The organism is Sphingobacterium nematocida (genome assembly GCF_900168125.1).
In the GTDB taxonomy this organism is placed as follows: Bacteria; Bacteroidota; Bacteroidia; order Sphingobacteriales; family Sphingobacteriaceae; genus Sphingobacterium; species Sphingobacterium nematocida.
Window position 1 is genome coordinate 24,321 of record NZ_FUZF01000002.1, and the last position, 14,891, is coordinate 39,211.

Annotated in this window: 10 protein-coding genes; 4 read left to right on the plus strand and 6 right to left on the minus strand. The window is 39.2% G+C overall.

The features are described from left to right. Positions 1-8 precede the first annotated feature (8 nt). Together B5X76_RS02340 and B5X76_RS02345 are read left to right on the plus strand one after the other, a co-directional pair. Positions 9-998 (plus strand): isoaspartyl peptidase/L-asparaginase family protein, encoded by a 990-nt coding sequence (locus B5X76_RS02340; protein WP_079640858.1) that lies wholly within the window; start codon positions 9-11, stop codon positions 996-998. Continuing rightward, positions 991-1,659: a copper homeostasis protein CutC gene (locus B5X76_RS02345; protein WP_079640860.1), complete on the plus strand. Its 669-nt coding sequence runs from the start codon at positions 991-993 to the stop codon at positions 1,657-1,659. The genes B5X76_RS02340 and B5X76_RS02345 overlap by 8 nt, the downstream gene beginning before the upstream one ends. Before the next feature lie 4 nt (positions 1,660-1,663). On the opposite strand, the gene B5X76_RS02350 is transcribed toward B5X76_RS02345, so the two are convergent. The 3 genes from B5X76_RS02350 to B5X76_RS02360 form a co-directional block, all read right to left on the minus strand. Further along, on the minus strand, positions 1,664-2,092 hold the full coding sequence (locus tag B5X76_RS02350; RefSeq protein WP_079640862.1) for a response regulator: 429 nt from the start codon (positions 2,090-2,092) through the stop codon (positions 1,664-1,666). A 5-nt stretch (positions 2,093-2,097) separates the two neighbouring features. Beyond that, the gene (locus tag B5X76_RS02355) at positions 2,098-3,951 is read right to left on the minus strand and encodes a PAS domain-containing sensor histidine kinase (protein WP_079640864.1); all 1,854 of its coding nucleotides are present in this window, start codon (positions 3,949-3,951) and stop codon (positions 2,098-2,100) included. Between the two features lie 101 nt (positions 3,952-4,052). Beyond that, the gene (locus B5X76_RS02360) at positions 4,053-5,840 is read right to left on the minus strand and encodes an alpha-L-fucosidase (RefSeq protein WP_079640866.1); all 1,788 of its coding nucleotides are present in this window, start codon (positions 5,838-5,840) and stop codon (positions 4,053-4,055) included. A 422-nt stretch (positions 5,841-6,262) separates the two neighbouring features. Here B5X76_RS02360 and B5X76_RS02365 point away from each other — a divergent pair, with 422 nt between their 5' ends. Further along, complete coding sequence (locus B5X76_RS02365; RefSeq protein ID WP_079640868.1) at positions 6,263-6,901, plus strand: hypothetical protein; 639 nt, start codon at positions 6,263-6,265, stop codon at positions 6,899-6,901. Between the two features lie 107 nt (positions 6,902-7,008). Here the strand turns inward: B5X76_RS02365 and B5X76_RS02370 are convergent, their stop codons facing one another. Genes B5X76_RS02370 through B5X76_RS02380 form a run of 3 tightly spaced genes read right to left on the minus strand, consistent with a single transcriptional unit; the run spans position 7,009 to position 13,207 of the window. After that, the gene (locus tag B5X76_RS02370; protein WP_079640869.1) at positions 7,009-8,928 is read right to left on the minus strand and encodes a SusD/RagB family nutrient-binding outer membrane lipoprotein; all 1,920 of its coding nucleotides are present in this window, start codon (positions 8,926-8,928) and stop codon (positions 7,009-7,011) included. Between the two features lie 17 nt (positions 8,929-8,945). Further along, positions 8,946-12,023 (minus strand): SusC/RagA family TonB-linked outer membrane protein, encoded by a 3,078-nt coding sequence (locus B5X76_RS02375; protein ID WP_079640871.1) that lies wholly within the window; start codon positions 12,021-12,023, stop codon positions 8,946-8,948. An 11-nt stretch (positions 12,024-12,034) separates the two neighbouring features. Continuing rightward, positions 12,035-13,207, minus strand: a complete 1,173-nt coding sequence (locus B5X76_RS02380; RefSeq protein ID WP_079640873.1) for an ROK family transcriptional regulator — start codon at positions 13,205-13,207, stop codon at positions 12,035-12,037. Positions 13,208-13,564: 357 nt separating this feature from the next. On the opposite strand from B5X76_RS02380, the gene B5X76_RS02385 reads away from it, so the two are divergent. Next, the gene (locus tag B5X76_RS02385) at positions 13,565-14,857 is read left to right on the plus strand and encodes an NAD(P)/FAD-dependent oxidoreductase (protein ID WP_079640875.1); all 1,293 of its coding nucleotides are present in this window, start codon (positions 13,565-13,567) and stop codon (positions 14,855-14,857) included. Positions 14,858-14,891 lie beyond the last annotated feature (34 nt).

A 14,891-nucleotide genomic window follows, 5' to 3' on the forward strand; every position in this document is an offset into this window, starting at 1 on the left:
GAAAAGTCATGAATTCTAGAAGAAAATTTTTACATAAGATCGGGTTAGGATCTATTGCTTTGGGGCTTGCTCCGCAGTTGTCCCAAGGGATGCCCAACAAAAAAATAAATAAACCGGTCGTTTTATCAACTTGGGATTTTGGTTTGAAAGCCAACGAAGAGGCTTGGAAAGTATTGATTGCAGGGGGTAGGGCCTTGGATGCGGTAGAGCAAGGAGTACGATTTACAGAAGCCGATCCGACAGAACGTAGTGTCGGTTATGGTGGACGTCCAGATAGAGACGGTAAGGTGACCCTAGATGCCTGTATTATGGATGAGTTTGCGGGTATAGGGTCAGTAGCCGCATTAGAAGGGATCAAGCACCCGATCACTGTTGCACGGGCAATAATGGAAAAGACTCCTCATGTGATGTTGGTGGGTGATGGAGCATTACAGTTTGCTAAAGAGCAGGGGTTTCCTGAAGAAAATCTTTTGACCCCAGAGTCCGAAAGGGAGTGGAAAGAATGGTTGAAGACTGCTAAATATGAACCCGTAGTCAATATTGAAAATCACGATACGATAGGAATGATTGCACTAGATGCTGCGGGCAATCTTTCAGGCGCCTGTACGACAAGCGGGATGGCTTTCAAGATGCATGGACGCGTAGGGGATTCGCCTATCATTGGTGCGGGACTCTATGTCGATAATGAGATTGGAGCTGCTACGGCGACCGGGCACGGTGAAGAGGTAATACGTACGGTGGGGAGTCATTTGGTCGTTGAATTGATGCGACAGGGCTACGCACCTCAAAAGGCCTGCGAGGAGGCGGTAAAACGTATTGTAAAGTTTACACATAATAGGAAAAAGACATTGGACAATATACAGGTTGGATTTATTGCGCTTAATAAGCGCGGTGAATACGGTGCGTTTTGTATCCATGGTGGATTCAATTATGCCAAGTATGATGGAAAGGGCAATGAACTAATTAAATCAAATTCTTATTTGAAAACGAATGGCTAAAATAGAGATTGCAAGTTTTAATACTAAAGCGGCAATGATTGCGCAAGAAAGTAACGCAGACCGGATTGAGCTTTGTGCAGGTATGGAAGTCGGAGGAACGACGCCAAGTATTGCGGATATCACTGCGGTAAGGGCTGCTGTCCGTATCGCAATGAACGTAATGATACGGCCGCGGGGAGGTGATTTTGTCTACAGTGATGACGAGTTTGCCCAGATGAAAAGTGATTTACTTCGGATCAAGGATTTGGGGGTAGACGGTTTTGTATTTGGAATACTAAACGCCGATAATACGGTGAATCTTGCGCAGAATAGCGAATTGGTTGCGTTAGCGGCGCCATTGCCCTGTACGTTCCATAGGGCATTCGATGATGTGACCGATATGGATGTTGCCTTGGAGGAGGTAATCCATTGTGGTTTTAAAACTATACTGACATCCGGATGTGAGCCCAACGTGATGGCAGGTTTAGCTAACCTCAAGTACTTGGTACAGGCTGCACAAGGACGTATTGTAATTATGCCGGGTGGAGGTCTCCGCTCAACGAATGTGGAGGAGGTGTTACGTGAAACAGGTGCAGTCTATTTTCATTCGTCTGCCATTACCGATGGTAGTGATACTGCGGTAGCTTTGGAGGTGAAAGCGCTCAAAGAAAGGGTATCGTAAGAAATTATAAAGTATCAACAGCAATGTGCTTCTTGATAATATCAAAGAGCACTTGTTTGTTGACAGGCTTTAAGATATAACCTTTTATAAAAGGATAATTCTTGACTTGTTCGGAATCACTTTTACTAGAGGAAGAACTAATAATATATATAGCAGACGATTGTGTAAAATCGCTCATATCCGTCTCTAGTTTATCCATTAATTCCCAGCCTGTCATAAAAGGCATATTGATATCTACAAAAAGAATGTTGGTTGTCGAAGGCTCTGAATTACACAAAGGGAAGTCTTCTAAAAACGCTAACGCATTATCGAACGTGAGTATCTCCAATGTGTTGTCGGGATATCCGGATAGCATGTTACTGAAAATCAGACGAAAGATCGCGTTATCATCCACTAACATGACCCGTGTCTTTTTTTGTTTTTTCTCTTCCATGTGGTCTAAAATTGGATAGTGAATGAAGAACCCTTATCTGGGAGACTCTCTACGTCGATTTTGCCGCCTATATTTTCCAATAGATATCTTATGGTAAATAATCCCATGCCTTTACTCTCGAAACCACGATGAAAAACTTTCTTAAACATAAACAGCTGGGATTTGTATTTTGGTAAATCTATTCCGATGCCATTGTCAGTGATCTGAAGGAACGTTTTATCGTCTTTTCGGTAACTGTTAATATGGATTATAGGCTGTCGATCTATGGTTGTGTATCTGAGTGCATTGCTCAGTAAATTGTCCAAAATACGTTCTAGATACAAAGTTGGGTAGTGGATATGTGTTATTTTAAAGTCGGTTGTTAATATAGCATTTTTCTCTTTTATCTCAGGGAGATACCGTTGGTATAGCTTATTAAGTTGATCTTGAAAGTTACATTTTTTATAGGACTGGCTAATATCCCCTCTTAGTTCTAAGATATTTGTTAGTTCTTCTAAGGCTTGATGCAGGTTATCACCACTACATTTTAACAAAGAAAGGTAAGATTTTCTTCTAGATTCATCCGTTTCAGTGTCGATCTCTTCCATCAACATCTGTATGTTACAGACAGGTCCTTTGAGGTTGTGAGCCACAATTTGATTGAATTCTTCCAATTGACGTACCTTTGTCTCCAGATCCATCTTTATGGATTCTAGTTCGGCTTTTTGACTTTCTAGCGTTTCTATATTGAGTTTCGCCTGTGAGATATTCTGTATTTGCGCAATATAGAATTGTGGGTAGTGCTTGTGGTTGCGTACTAAAGAGACGGTGGTATCGCACCATACATAGTGGCCTGTCTTGTGTTGATAACGTTTTTGAAAAGTAAAACTGTCGATCTCGCTGTTTAGAAGTTTCCCCCTTAACTCTAGATCCTGTTGGGCATCATCAGGATGTGTCACGTCAATAAAAGTTACTGCTTGCAACTCCTTCTTTGTATAGCCCAGCATATTGCAGAGTACTTTGTTGGCATCCAAACAATAACCATCTAATCCTGTTATGGACATCCCTAATCCTGAGAAGTGAAAGGCCTGATTAAATTTGTTCTCGTTTAATTTTATTCGTTCTGTATTCTCGATTTCTTTCGTGATATCGGAAATAATAATAGCTACGCGATCCGTGTTCTTAGAAATAGTTCTGACCTGTAGATGATACCAGCAATTTTTATGAGATTCAAACGGAGAAAGAAAATCCATTTCTTGTTCGATGCCCGATGCTAAGGTCTCTTGTACAAGATGTAGAGCGGGAGTCGTCATCGAATCGGGCAGGATTTCTTTGATGTTCTTTCCCAGAAAATGACTTGGTGGATAAAACAGAAGGCTATCATTATTTGTCCAATAGTTGATAATGTCTCCTTCCTTGGTCATTTCGAATACAATATCGTTCAGGGAAGAAACCAAAAGATTTATTTGTTGTTCTTTTGCTGCGAGGATAATGTTTTGTTGGACAATTTTTGAGATATCAAAGAAAGAAACTAAAACATAAGGTATTTCTGTGTTATACATCCATTTGGAGGAAAGGGATAACCATTTACGTGCCCTGTTTTTAGGGTCAATCCCTAATGTGATGTCTTCTTTCTCAACCTTTTTTACGATAGTTTCTTCCCATGGCGACTCATTGATTTTGAGGGGTAGGGACGTATCTATCGTGTAAAAGACGAAAACCTCCGAAAGTTTCCTGTTTTCCAGATTCTGAGCAGAAATGTCGAGCAGTTTTAGCGCCTGTTCATTATGGGCGATGATAACACCCGAATCGTCTAGCGCTAACAAACCTTCTCTACTACTGAAGAACGTACTGCCTAATGTCACCTGGACTGATTGCATAGCTTTGATGATGACCTATGATGGTTGTGAAAAAAAAATACACGAATGAGCACAAAATTGATGTTTTTTGATCTTTTTTTATGTTTTTTTTTGAAAAAAAGCTATTTGCTGATCCACAGTCTGTTAAACCAGTAAGCGCTATCCCCATCGTTAGCTAACGTAAGCGTGTATATACCTTTGTTAGGAAATATGATACTTCCTATTCGCCTATCCGTAAATTCGGGCGTGTAATTATTTTCATTCGGTTCTGCCACCATCTGCACATCGGGTGTGAGCTGACCGACAATCGTCTCTTTATCCACTGTAATCCGGATTGATTTATCTTCTTTTAACGGATTGTGAGCAGATACATCAAAGTAATATTTACCCGGAGAGGGGATATAAATAGTCCAGCTTAGTACTTTTTTTGCATCTAGACTAACACGAGCTGGGCGTTTGCCGTCATATTTTTCTATTTTTAAATCTTTGTTATTGTTATTTGGAGGGATTAAGGCAAAGCCTCCGAATGTCGACTCTGCGACGATTTCTTTGTTGAGTCGTAGGGTATTGTCGTATCGAAGTACAATGTTGGAGACGTATTGATTAGGTTGTTCTCGGCCTAAGTCAATGTGAAGTAATGGCCCATTTTGTGTGAAAAGTAGTTTTTTTTGCTCGTTCCCTTGCTGTAGATAGACTTCCTTTGGTGTGTTTTCAATTCCTGACACTCTTAGGACCTTGTCCAAGGGCCAGTTGAAAACCTGTGCATACACAAACGTTGAATTATTTTCTACTTTGGAGGTAAGGTACCCCCAATCGTGTTGTCCTACCCGCAAAGGAATACCTGTGGCTCCGTAGATACTTGTCCCGTAAGATTTCAACCAATTTCCGACGTCATGTAAGCGTTGAATACTTTCGTAAGGTACTACACCATTGGCTCGAGGACCTATGTTTAATGTTAATCCGCCATTTAAGCTGACATTGGAAATGAGCGATTGGAAAATTTGTGAAGTGGATTTCCATTCGTTTTCCTGCCCGTTATATCCCCAAGAGTGAGCGATAGTTCCCGGAGTTTCCCAAGGATGATTGACATAAGATGTACCAAACTGATTGTCACCCAATGTTTCAAAATCCACGGTGTTCTCATCCGTTGGTAGACCTAGTCGCGAGTTGATTAGGCAATTGGGTTGTAGTTTTCGTATAAGCTGCGCTACTTGTAATAACTGTTCTTTTTTTATGATGGATTTTTGATAAGGAATCCACATGTCAAACCACATGAGGGCGATATCCCCATAATCGGTTAATAGTTCTGTCAATTGAGGAATCACTTTCTCTTGCCAGTACTGGTCAAACTGCGCATCTGTAACCCGACCTTTTAGTTCTTGATTGTGATCCCAAGCATAGGGATGCTCCCAATCTATCCAATGGGAATAGTAAAAACCAAGTTTCATGCCGTGTTTACGACAGGCCTCAGCTAACTCTTTCAAGATATCCCGCTCCGAACCAGCTAGTTTTGGTAACGAATAATTACCCACTTTTGTATCCCATATAGCCACTCCATCGTGGTGCTTACTGGTCATGATGATGTATTTCATACCAGCCTCCTTGGCGAGTATCACCCACTGTTCTGGATCTATTGTGTCCCAATCAAAGCGTTTGGCTAAGGTTCCGTATTCGTCTTTGGAAATTCGGTTGCGGTACCTGATCCATTCCGCATAATTATTAAGATAGCGAAGTTTTTCGCCTTTCCATAATCCTTCGGCGGCACTGTATAATCCCCAATGTATAAACATACCATACCTAGCCTCCTGAAACCATTGACTTTTTGGAGGAGATTGTGCAAAGGAGTAGGCTAGGGGTGCAAATAGTAAACTGAATATTAAAGTGACTTTTACCCAGACGGTGTTTATCATAACAGTTGTCGATTTATCTTTCCAAGGTAATGAAAAACTAGATGATTTGGAAAAAAATTGCTTAAAGAATGTCGGTTTTAAGTGGATATTTAAAATAGAATAATGAAGATATTGTCATCAGCGGGCAAGGTTTTAAAACTAAATATTTAACTTTTAGTGTTACGTAGTGAAAGCATTTATACGGATGCTGCTATTAAGGGAGTTGTATAAGGGTAATAACGCTATTTGTACTAGATTCGTTATTACCAAGTTTGGTATTAAGTTACTCTTTAGGTAGCATTAACATAGCCTTTACTTAGCCTTAGCATAGTCATATACTAAGTAAAGGTTATATAAAGGATATTTAAAAAACATTTTAAGAGATAATTTGTTACGAAGATGATATCAACTTGATTCAAATCACAATCCTAAAAATTGAAGTTATGGCAATTCTAAATGATGGCCCAAATGGTCCTATCCGAGGTAAGTTTGGTAGTGTATTCGCTTATATGTTGAATGGGCAGAATATTGTGCGTGGACGTCGTAAGGTTCGTACCACACCTCCAAGTAAGGCAGAATTATTGAACCGTCAGGTTACAAAAGTGACGAATAGTTTTCTAAATTATCTATTCCCGATTGTGAAGTATGGATACAAGAATCTATTGAAAGATCACCCAACAAAAAATGCAGCTAATTTGGCGCAGTCTCATGTGAGGAAAGAATGTATTCGTATTGATGCAAACAATGAGCCGTCTGTAAGACCAGAATTGTTCAAACCGCTTCGAGGTACTTTGTTTCTTCCAGAGAATGCCCAGATGCAGCTGCTAGACGATGAGCTTTATATCACCTGGACTCCCTTTGAAAATGATCCACAAGATTGGGTCAAACTGAATGTGGTGCTGCTGAATGTGGAGGAAGGAGCCGATATGCGCGCAGCAATCGTACCGGCACGTATGGGGGCGTATCGGCTGAAGTCAGGGTTGCTTACTCGACGGGGTAAAGGTTTACACGTCTATATCGGCTTCGAAGATAGTTATAGCGAGGAATTATCTGATTCGGTATATCTAGGAAGGCTGGATTAGAGGGAAATATTAAACTGTTTAATATCATGCTACTTGTGGTTTTACTAGCAAAAAAAATCCCCGTTGCCATCAGCAACGGGGATCATTATTTTACTCCGAAAGAATATTTAGTTTTTCTTAGCCCACCAAAGCGGGGTAGAAACAACATCTTGTCCACCTAATAGGGTAACAGCATTTTGGTAATCATTAGCATCAGCTTCTCTAAAACTTGATGGGTAAGGAAGTCTTTGAGGAAAATTTTTGATGCTATTCGTCATATAATTACTGCTTGTTAAATTTGGTAGATTTGGAAGAGGATTCTCTACCGATGGGTTTTCAAAGAAAGGTAATCCTAACCTTCTATGATCATTCCATGATTCTAATGGTAACCAAGGCATATTCGCAATGTATTTTTGCGTAATAATTTTTGTTAAAGCGTCGTTTTTCACCATACCATTTTTGTAAATAGTATTACTAGGGTAGGCCATGTTCGTAGTTCCGACAGTTCCTGTATAACCATCAACAAATGTAACGCTATGTGAACTTCCTGGTTCTGTAGTGTGCGTAAACTTTACAGATGTACCGACTCTGTTGTAGTTTTCTGATGCGAGGTAGCTAGTGGCCACAGAAGATAACCCCCAATAATCAAAATTTGCTTTAACACCGTTTTCATACGCTGTTTGTGCTGTAGTTCCAGTATTCCAACCTTTCAATGCAGCTTCTGCTAACAAAAAGTATGTTTCCCAGTTGCCAAAGAATACACGTTTATTAGTACTGTTTCTGAAATTTTGTGCCAAACCAGGTACTTTACCAATTTGTACAGATCTAATTCCATTAGCTGTACCTTTTGCTCCATTATCTCCTATGTTTAAAGTGCTCCAAGTGTTTTTTGTGTCAGCAGAAATGGCTGTAGTGTTGTATCCTGCTGATGCGGCAAATGTTACTGTCGTTGTTTGAGCGTCAGTAGTCCATGAAGGATAGTTCGACCAAATTGGGTTTGTAACATCTCCAGGAATATAGAAGGTTTTGTAAGCTCGGGGATCGATAGCATATGGTAATCCGTCAAAGAAATAGCCCGCAGAAGGATCATTTGTTAAGGTTGAATAATGGCCTAGCATTCTTTTACCAGCATAATTCTCAGCCTTAATACTACTATGAAATGATGATGGTAGTTGACTTTGCGAAGTTATCCCTCCGAGCCCTGAATAAAGATTGTTGAGCGTTGCAGACAAAATCTGTCCATTCCACTCACGGGACATTACCCCAGTTAGGGCATCCCATCCACCTTTTTCAGCAACTTGGAAAATTTGATTCGAACTTGTTAATAATTTGTTAGTTGAGGCTGCGGATTCGAACTCAGATTTAGCTTTATCAGGATCTACCTCAGAGATGCGCATAGCTAAACGAAGACGCATGGAGTTCGAATAAGCTATCCACTTATCGTAATCGAAACCATACGCTGCGTCATATTTTTTCAAATCATTAGGTATGACAACAGAAGTATTAATTTTAGAAGATGCATCCTTTAATTCTTCTAGCATATAGTAATAAACGTCCTTAACCGAACTTGTTGTAGGATTGATTCCCGTAAAAGCTTCAACAGGAATGGGACCAAAATTATCGGATAATTCGCTCATTAAATACACACGCCAGATTCTGGAAATCTGAATCAAGTTGTCTGTATATTCCTTAGATTTTCCTTTGGCTATTTGGTCTTTCGCAATTTGTATTCCCGTGTTTACACTGTTTAACCATCCAGATGCATAGCTCCAATAGTCACTTGACCAACCATCATTAGATGTACCTCCTGCTATACCTGTTGTGAAATGCTGCCTAGCGGCAGTCTTCCAGTACAGGACAAACGCGCGTTCAGCGATATGAGGATCTTGCTGGGCTCCAATAATGGAGTTATTTAAGAAATATTCTATTTGTACCTGATCCGCACTAGCGGCAGTAGGAGAGGTATTAATCTCGTCAAATTTAGAACACGCTACTAAGCTCGAGCTCAATAGTAATGCTAGTCCTACTTTCGAAAATATATTTTTCATAATTTTAATCTTATTTGTTAAAAGCCTAATGTTAAATTGAAAAAGTACGAACGCGATGTTGGGGTAGAGAAGTTTTCGAAACCAGTAGCATTTGTGCTGATTGCAAATACTGACTCTGGATCAATTCCCTTTGCATGGCTTTTTATCATCCAAACATTGTTGACGGTAAATCCAAATTTAGCATTTTGAATAAACGTATTTTTTAAAATAGAACTTGGTAATCTGTAGTTTAAAGAAATATTTCTTAAGCGAATGTTAGTCGCATCGTAAATGTTTGCTTCACCTATACCTAGGTTTCCAGAAGTAGCAACTTGCGTCCAATACTGTTGCGGAGTTACTGATTTGTCATTCACAACATAAGATGAACCTGAGGCAATAACACCATCAACTACTAAATTGTCACGGTTACCATTCATGACAGTTTCTGCAGCGGTACCATTTGCTTGTAAATTAACGTTTGTTCCAGAGAAAAATTCACCACCGAATCTTCCATCAATTTGAAAGCTTAGTCCTATATTTTTGTATGAGAAACTGTTTGTCCATCCTGCTAGAGCTTTAGGCGATTGATTGCCTAATATTTCTTGACCTGTTGCTTGTGGTAGTCCGCTTCCATTTAATAATAATTTGCCATAGTGTTCGCTATTTTCATCAGTTACTCTAAGGAATTTAGATCCATAAATATTACCGTATAAATAGCCTTCTTCTGCACGAACAGCAATATTGTCAAACCCTCCTAAAGGATATATTTTTACATTTTCAGTCAACTCAACAATTTTATTTTCGTTTTTAGAGAAGTTTACGCGTGTGTCCCAATTAAAGCCATTTTCAGATTTTAAGATATTAGCATCTAATACAATCTCAAACCCTTTATTTTGAATGTTACCAGCATTTACGATTTCAGAACTATAGCCACTTAACGGGTTCAATGGTAGGCTGATTAGTTGATTGGTCGCGTTAGTTTTATACCATGAGAAATCTACCCCAAGACGGTTGAATAATTTGGCATCAAATCCTACTTCAAATGTTTTAATGAGCTCACTCACTACATTAGGGTTGAATTTAACATTTCCTCTACTGGCTGTAGTGTTTCCGTTAGGATCTTTTCCAATGTTATATACATTATAAAGTTTGTAAGAACCTAAGTCGTTACCAACAGCAGCATATGATCCTCTTACTTTTAAGAATGATAACCAAGAAGGAGTTGACCCGCCAGTTTTATTAATCATTTCTGTTACTACCAATGAAGTACTAACAGATGGATAGAAATATGATCTATTATCTTTATTCAGAGCCGAAGACCAGTCATTTCTTCCGGTTAAATTAACATACCAAAAGCCGTCATAATTCAACTCGGCTGTAGCGTACAATGAGTTAATTTGTTTTTCATAAAAACCTTCAGAAACGCTTGGGTTACCTTTGCTATTTCCTAAAGTAAACAAATTTGGAACTTCTAATTCACCTGCTGAACCATTAATGCTAGATTCTTTTTGACGCATTAATTGGCCAAATAGTGACGCGTTCAATCCCCATTTACTTCCGCCTAACTCTTCTTTGTGTGCGTGTAATGCTGCTATGTAGTTGGTCTCATTGAACGTGTTTTTACCTATACCATATTGCCCTGTAGACGACAATGGGCTGCCGCTGTAGGTACGATTAGTGAAATTAGTTGTGTACATGTCTGTGCCGAAGCGCGCTTCAGCATCTAACCAATCAGTCAATTTGTACTTTAGATTAGCGTTCATCAAGAAACGATCTCTTGAATCTTCATTTAATTTGTATTCAGCTAACCAATACGGGTTCATTGAATTACTCGTACCATACCACAACATGTTGCCAAATTCATTAACAGCATCTTTGTAATCTAAAATGTTTAGTGTTCTTGGCATTCTAAATAAAGTAGCATACGCGTTAGAATTGTTTTGTCCGGACAAAGGCCTGTTTTTTGCATTGGTGTTCATATACTGAACTTTTACATCAGTTGACCACCTATTATTAGCTCCAAATGTTGTTCCTACTTTAGATAATAAGTTTATACGTCTGAATGTTGCTCCAGGAATTTTACTTTGGTCATCTAAGTATGTTGCAGAAGTATAGATATTTGTTTCTCCTAATTGTTTTTGGAAAGATATATTTTGCGTGTTATTTATCCCTGTCTTAAAAAAGTTGCCAATGTTGTCATAAACTTGTTGGTTGGAGCTAGCTACAGCAGGTCCCCAATTGCTGGTTCCAATAGGGTCAGCAACACCGTTATTTCCTTGGCCAAAATCGTTTTGAATATCTGGAATCATAAATAGTGTTTCTAATCCCAGAGTAGAAGAAAGGGTAATTCCTGATCCTTTTTGAGATTTACCCGATTTTGTGGTAATAATTATAGCACCGTTACCTGCTCTAGAACCATAGAGAGCTGACGCGGCTCCAGATTTTAAAACAGACATGCTTTCGATATCTTCGGGATTGATGTCACCTAGTCCTCCTCCCATATCGGTGCCTGGATTCCAATAGTCATTGTTCGTGGCTCCCAAGAAGTTATTTACTGGTACACCGTCGACAATGATTAGTGGCTGATTATCTCCTGTCAACGAATTGTTTCCACGAAGTGTAATTTTCGTTGATGAAGCAGGACCATTTGAACCCTTGATTACGTTCAACCCTGCAACTTTACCGACTAAAGCATTTGAAATGTTTGCTTCTTTAGATTCTAGTAATTGTTCAGATTTAACTTCTTGAAAAGAATAACCCAAAGCCTTTTTTTCCCTCTTGATACCCATGGCTGTTACTACGACTTCATCCAACGCACCATCTTGATTAATTAGAGTTACATTAATCGTTTTAGCGGAGGCGACCATAACTTCTTGCGCAGCATATCCAATCATGGAGAACCGTATGGTTTGGCCATTGTCGGCTTGGATTGAATATGCTCCATTGGCGTCCGACTGTGTCGCTTTATTAGTTCCTTTAACGGATATACTCACGCCCTTCATAGGGCCCGATGCATCTGATACTATCCCCGTAACAGATTGCTGTGCAAATACTACCGATATGCATAAGAGCATAAGAATGGATAGACTGCAGCATTTAAGATAAAACTTGCTCATAAAATTTAGTTTTAGTTTGTTTGCTTTTCTTTTTTGTGTAAAATTTTCCAGTTTGATGAGGAAACAGCTATCGCAGCTGTTCCAATTATTTGTGCGTTGTGTAATGTAGATATTTCTATAATGGTATCTTTTGAAAGACGTTGAATACTGAACTCCAGCATAGAAGCTTGTATCTGCGGCAAAAGGATTTGTCCTATTTCAGCACCTTTGCCGCTTATAATGACTTTTTCAGGGTTTATAATATGTATTAATGTCGCAATGCCTTTGCCTAGCATGTAGCCTATTCTGGCAAAAGATTCAATGGCGACTTGATCTCCGTTAAGAGCGGCTGCTATCAATTGATCTATGGTAATGGTGCCTAATTGACCGTAGCGACCCGTCAGTTGGGAGATTTGTCCATTTTCTATTTCCTCACTGGCATATTCTAGTGCGGCAATTAGAGATGCTTCTACCTCTAAGCACCCTCGCTTTCCACAGGAACATAACTTATTGAGGTTTGACAAAGGTATATGACTAAATTCTCCTGCGTACCCGCTATGCCCCTTAAATAATTTTCCTTCTAAAATCATACCTAAACCTACTCCCCAATTGAGATTGATAACCAACGCGTTGCTTACGCCTTTAGCCTTGCCAAAGATATGTTCCGAAATCGCAATAGCTGTAGAATCATTTTCGATAAACGTAGGGATTTGAATGTGTTTTTGGATAATATCTCTAAGATGGTACAACGGGGAATTATTTGGATAGGAAGTGTTAATACCCTTCTCCGAATCTACGAATCCTGGCATACTGACGCCAACTGCAAGAATGTGTTCTTTGTTTTGATCGCGTAGGAAATCCGCTATTAATGTGAGGATCTTTTGTGCTGGGTTTTCGATCTGGTTGAGTTTTATATTTTCTTGTTTCGTTTCTTTGATCGTCTGATTAGCCAAATTCATCAAAGACATACTAATGCTGTACTGGTCAATAGCGATGACAAGGATATTAGGTAAGAACGATGTATTTAAGGAGTAGTGTATCGCTCTGCGGCCGCCGGTAGAGGGAGCAAGACCTTCTGAATTGATTAAATTCTCGTTAAGCAATTCTTGTACACTCTTCGTTATATTCGGGATACTTTTGCCAATAGCGCTACTGAGCTCTGCAATCGATTGCGGAGTCTGGTTGTATAACGCTGTTAAAATCATTTGATGGAGAGTTTTCACTGCTAAGATTCTGTCAAGTATCAACTATTAGGTTTAATATGTTGGCAAAGATAAGTTAAAACTATGTTAACATCAAAATACTTTATATTTTTTTTTAATAAGTTTTGCAGAAATTGGTGTTGTTTGATAAAACTTTATGTTAGATAATTTATTTAAAACGGCTTTTTAGCATTTGAAATTATATTTGTCGCCTCAAGACTTTATTTAACCGTTTGTAACAAGGTTTAACGGCGCATTGGTGGAATTATAAAACGAGGTTGCTTTTGTCTCAAGTAGATTGTAAGAAGTTACGATTAAATAATTAGCTTTATATCAAACTTAAATAATACAATAAGCCCGATGTTATATGATCTAATTATTATCGGAGGTGGGCCTGCAGGGGCTTCTTTGGCTGCAAGGATCGCACCTTCTGGAATGAAGATATTATTGTTAGAAAAGGATTCCTTCCCTAGTCGTACGGTTATTTCCTGCTCACTTCTTTTGTCGCACGGTATGCAGTTATTAGATGAAATCGGCATAGCGGAAGAATTGTACGCCAATGGTAATAATAAATTAAAGGGAGCAGTCTTGGAAATGGATCATTATTTCAGAACATTTATTGCGATGCCCGAAGATAAAGGTAGGAACTATTTGTACGGAATAGATCGTCAGAAATTAGATAGTGCGATCTGGAATAATACGAAACGATTTCCAAATATTACGACTGTGGATAGTTTTGTTGTTTCGGATATCCAGCAGAATGATGATGGGGTAACTGTAGAAGGGATTAAAAAAGGGGAAGGGGAAATGCGGTATGACACAAAGGCGGTTGTAGGGGCGGATGGGAGGTATAGTTTGGTCGCGCGTAAATGTGGATCTATTACGACAGAAGAGGTTTCTACGTATAATACAGCGGTATTTTATGCCTATTGGGAAGGAGTAGAGCCTTATAGAGTCAAGGAGGAGGAGTGGGTGCAGATACATACCAATGGAAAGGGGAGGAGTGCGGTTTTAATGCCTTCAACGGACGGTAGGACGGGGGTTTTACTCCAATGTCGTCAAGGTGATTTTGATGGAGAAGGTAATTTAGAGGAATGGTATATGAATTTTTTGAATGCACTTCCATTGGTTTCTAAGAGGTTTGACGCAGCAAAGCGGGTAACTCCAATCAAAGGAATTAAAAATGTTAATAATTTATTTCGACAGGCATTCGGTAGTAGATGGGTGCTGGTAGGGGATGCTTATCATCAAAAGGATTCGTATGATGCCCAGGGGATATACGATGGATTGTTAGGTGTGAAAATTTTATCCAAATATTTGATTGCATGGTTTGAGAAACGGCAAACTTGGGAGAAAGCTATGCGCGATTACGAATCTGAAATAGAAGCTCATATGAAACCGATGTTTGAAAGTACAATGGGGAGATTGAAAAGAGAGATGTTTACGGATGCTCCCCCATTCATTGCTAATACGGTGATGCGATGGCTATTGACCAATAAAGAATATTTGGATCAGTTCGGTAAAGCAATGATCAGGAAGATAAGTTCAGCTAACGGGAATATATCGGGAACGTTGCTCAAAGCATTATTTATTGGTGTTTTTAGGGATATGCGAGCAATCGCTCTGCGGGTTCCTAAAGATGGTAAATTGTAAAATCAAATTACGATAACACTGATTTATCAAAAAG

What these genes read in the sequence shown, in the direction of transcription:
- B5X76_RS02345 (WP_079640860.1), top strand. Translation starts at nt 991, where the DNA reads ATGGCTAAAATAGAGATTGCAAGTTTTAATACTAAAGCGGCAATGATT.
- B5X76_RS02385 (WP_079640875.1), top strand. Translation starts at nt 13,565, where the DNA reads ATGTTATATGATCTAATTATTATCGGAGGTGGGCCTGCAGGGGCTTCT.
- B5X76_RS02365 (WP_079640868.1), top strand. Translation starts at nt 6,263, where the DNA reads ATGGCAATTCTAAATGATGGCCCAAATGGTCCTATCCGAGGTAAGTTT.
- B5X76_RS02350 (WP_079640862.1), bottom strand. Translation starts at nt 2,092, where the DNA reads ATGGAAGAGAAAAAACAAAAAAAGACACGGGTCATGTTAGTGGATGAT.
- B5X76_RS02370 (WP_079640869.1), bottom strand. Translation starts at nt 8,928, where the DNA reads ATGAAAAATATATTTTCGAAAGTAGGACTAGCATTACTATTGAGCTCG.
- B5X76_RS02340 (WP_079640858.1), top strand. Translation starts at nt 9, where the DNA reads ATGAATTCTAGAAGAAAATTTTTACATAAGATCGGGTTAGGATCTATT.
- B5X76_RS02355 (WP_079640864.1), bottom strand. Translation starts at nt 3,951, where the DNA reads ATGCAATCAGTCCAGGTGACATTAGGCAGTACGTTCTTCAGTAGTAGA.
- B5X76_RS02360 (WP_079640866.1), bottom strand. Translation starts at nt 5,840, where the DNA reads ATGATAAACACCGTCTGGGTAAAAGTCACTTTAATATTCAGTTTACTA.
- B5X76_RS02380 (WP_079640873.1), bottom strand. Translation starts at nt 13,207, where the DNA reads ATGATTTTAACAGCGTTATACAACCAGACTCCGCAATCGATTGCAGAG.
- B5X76_RS02375 (WP_079640871.1), bottom strand. Translation starts at nt 12,023, where the DNA reads ATGAGCAAGTTTTATCTTAAATGCTGCAGTCTATCCATTCTTATGCTC.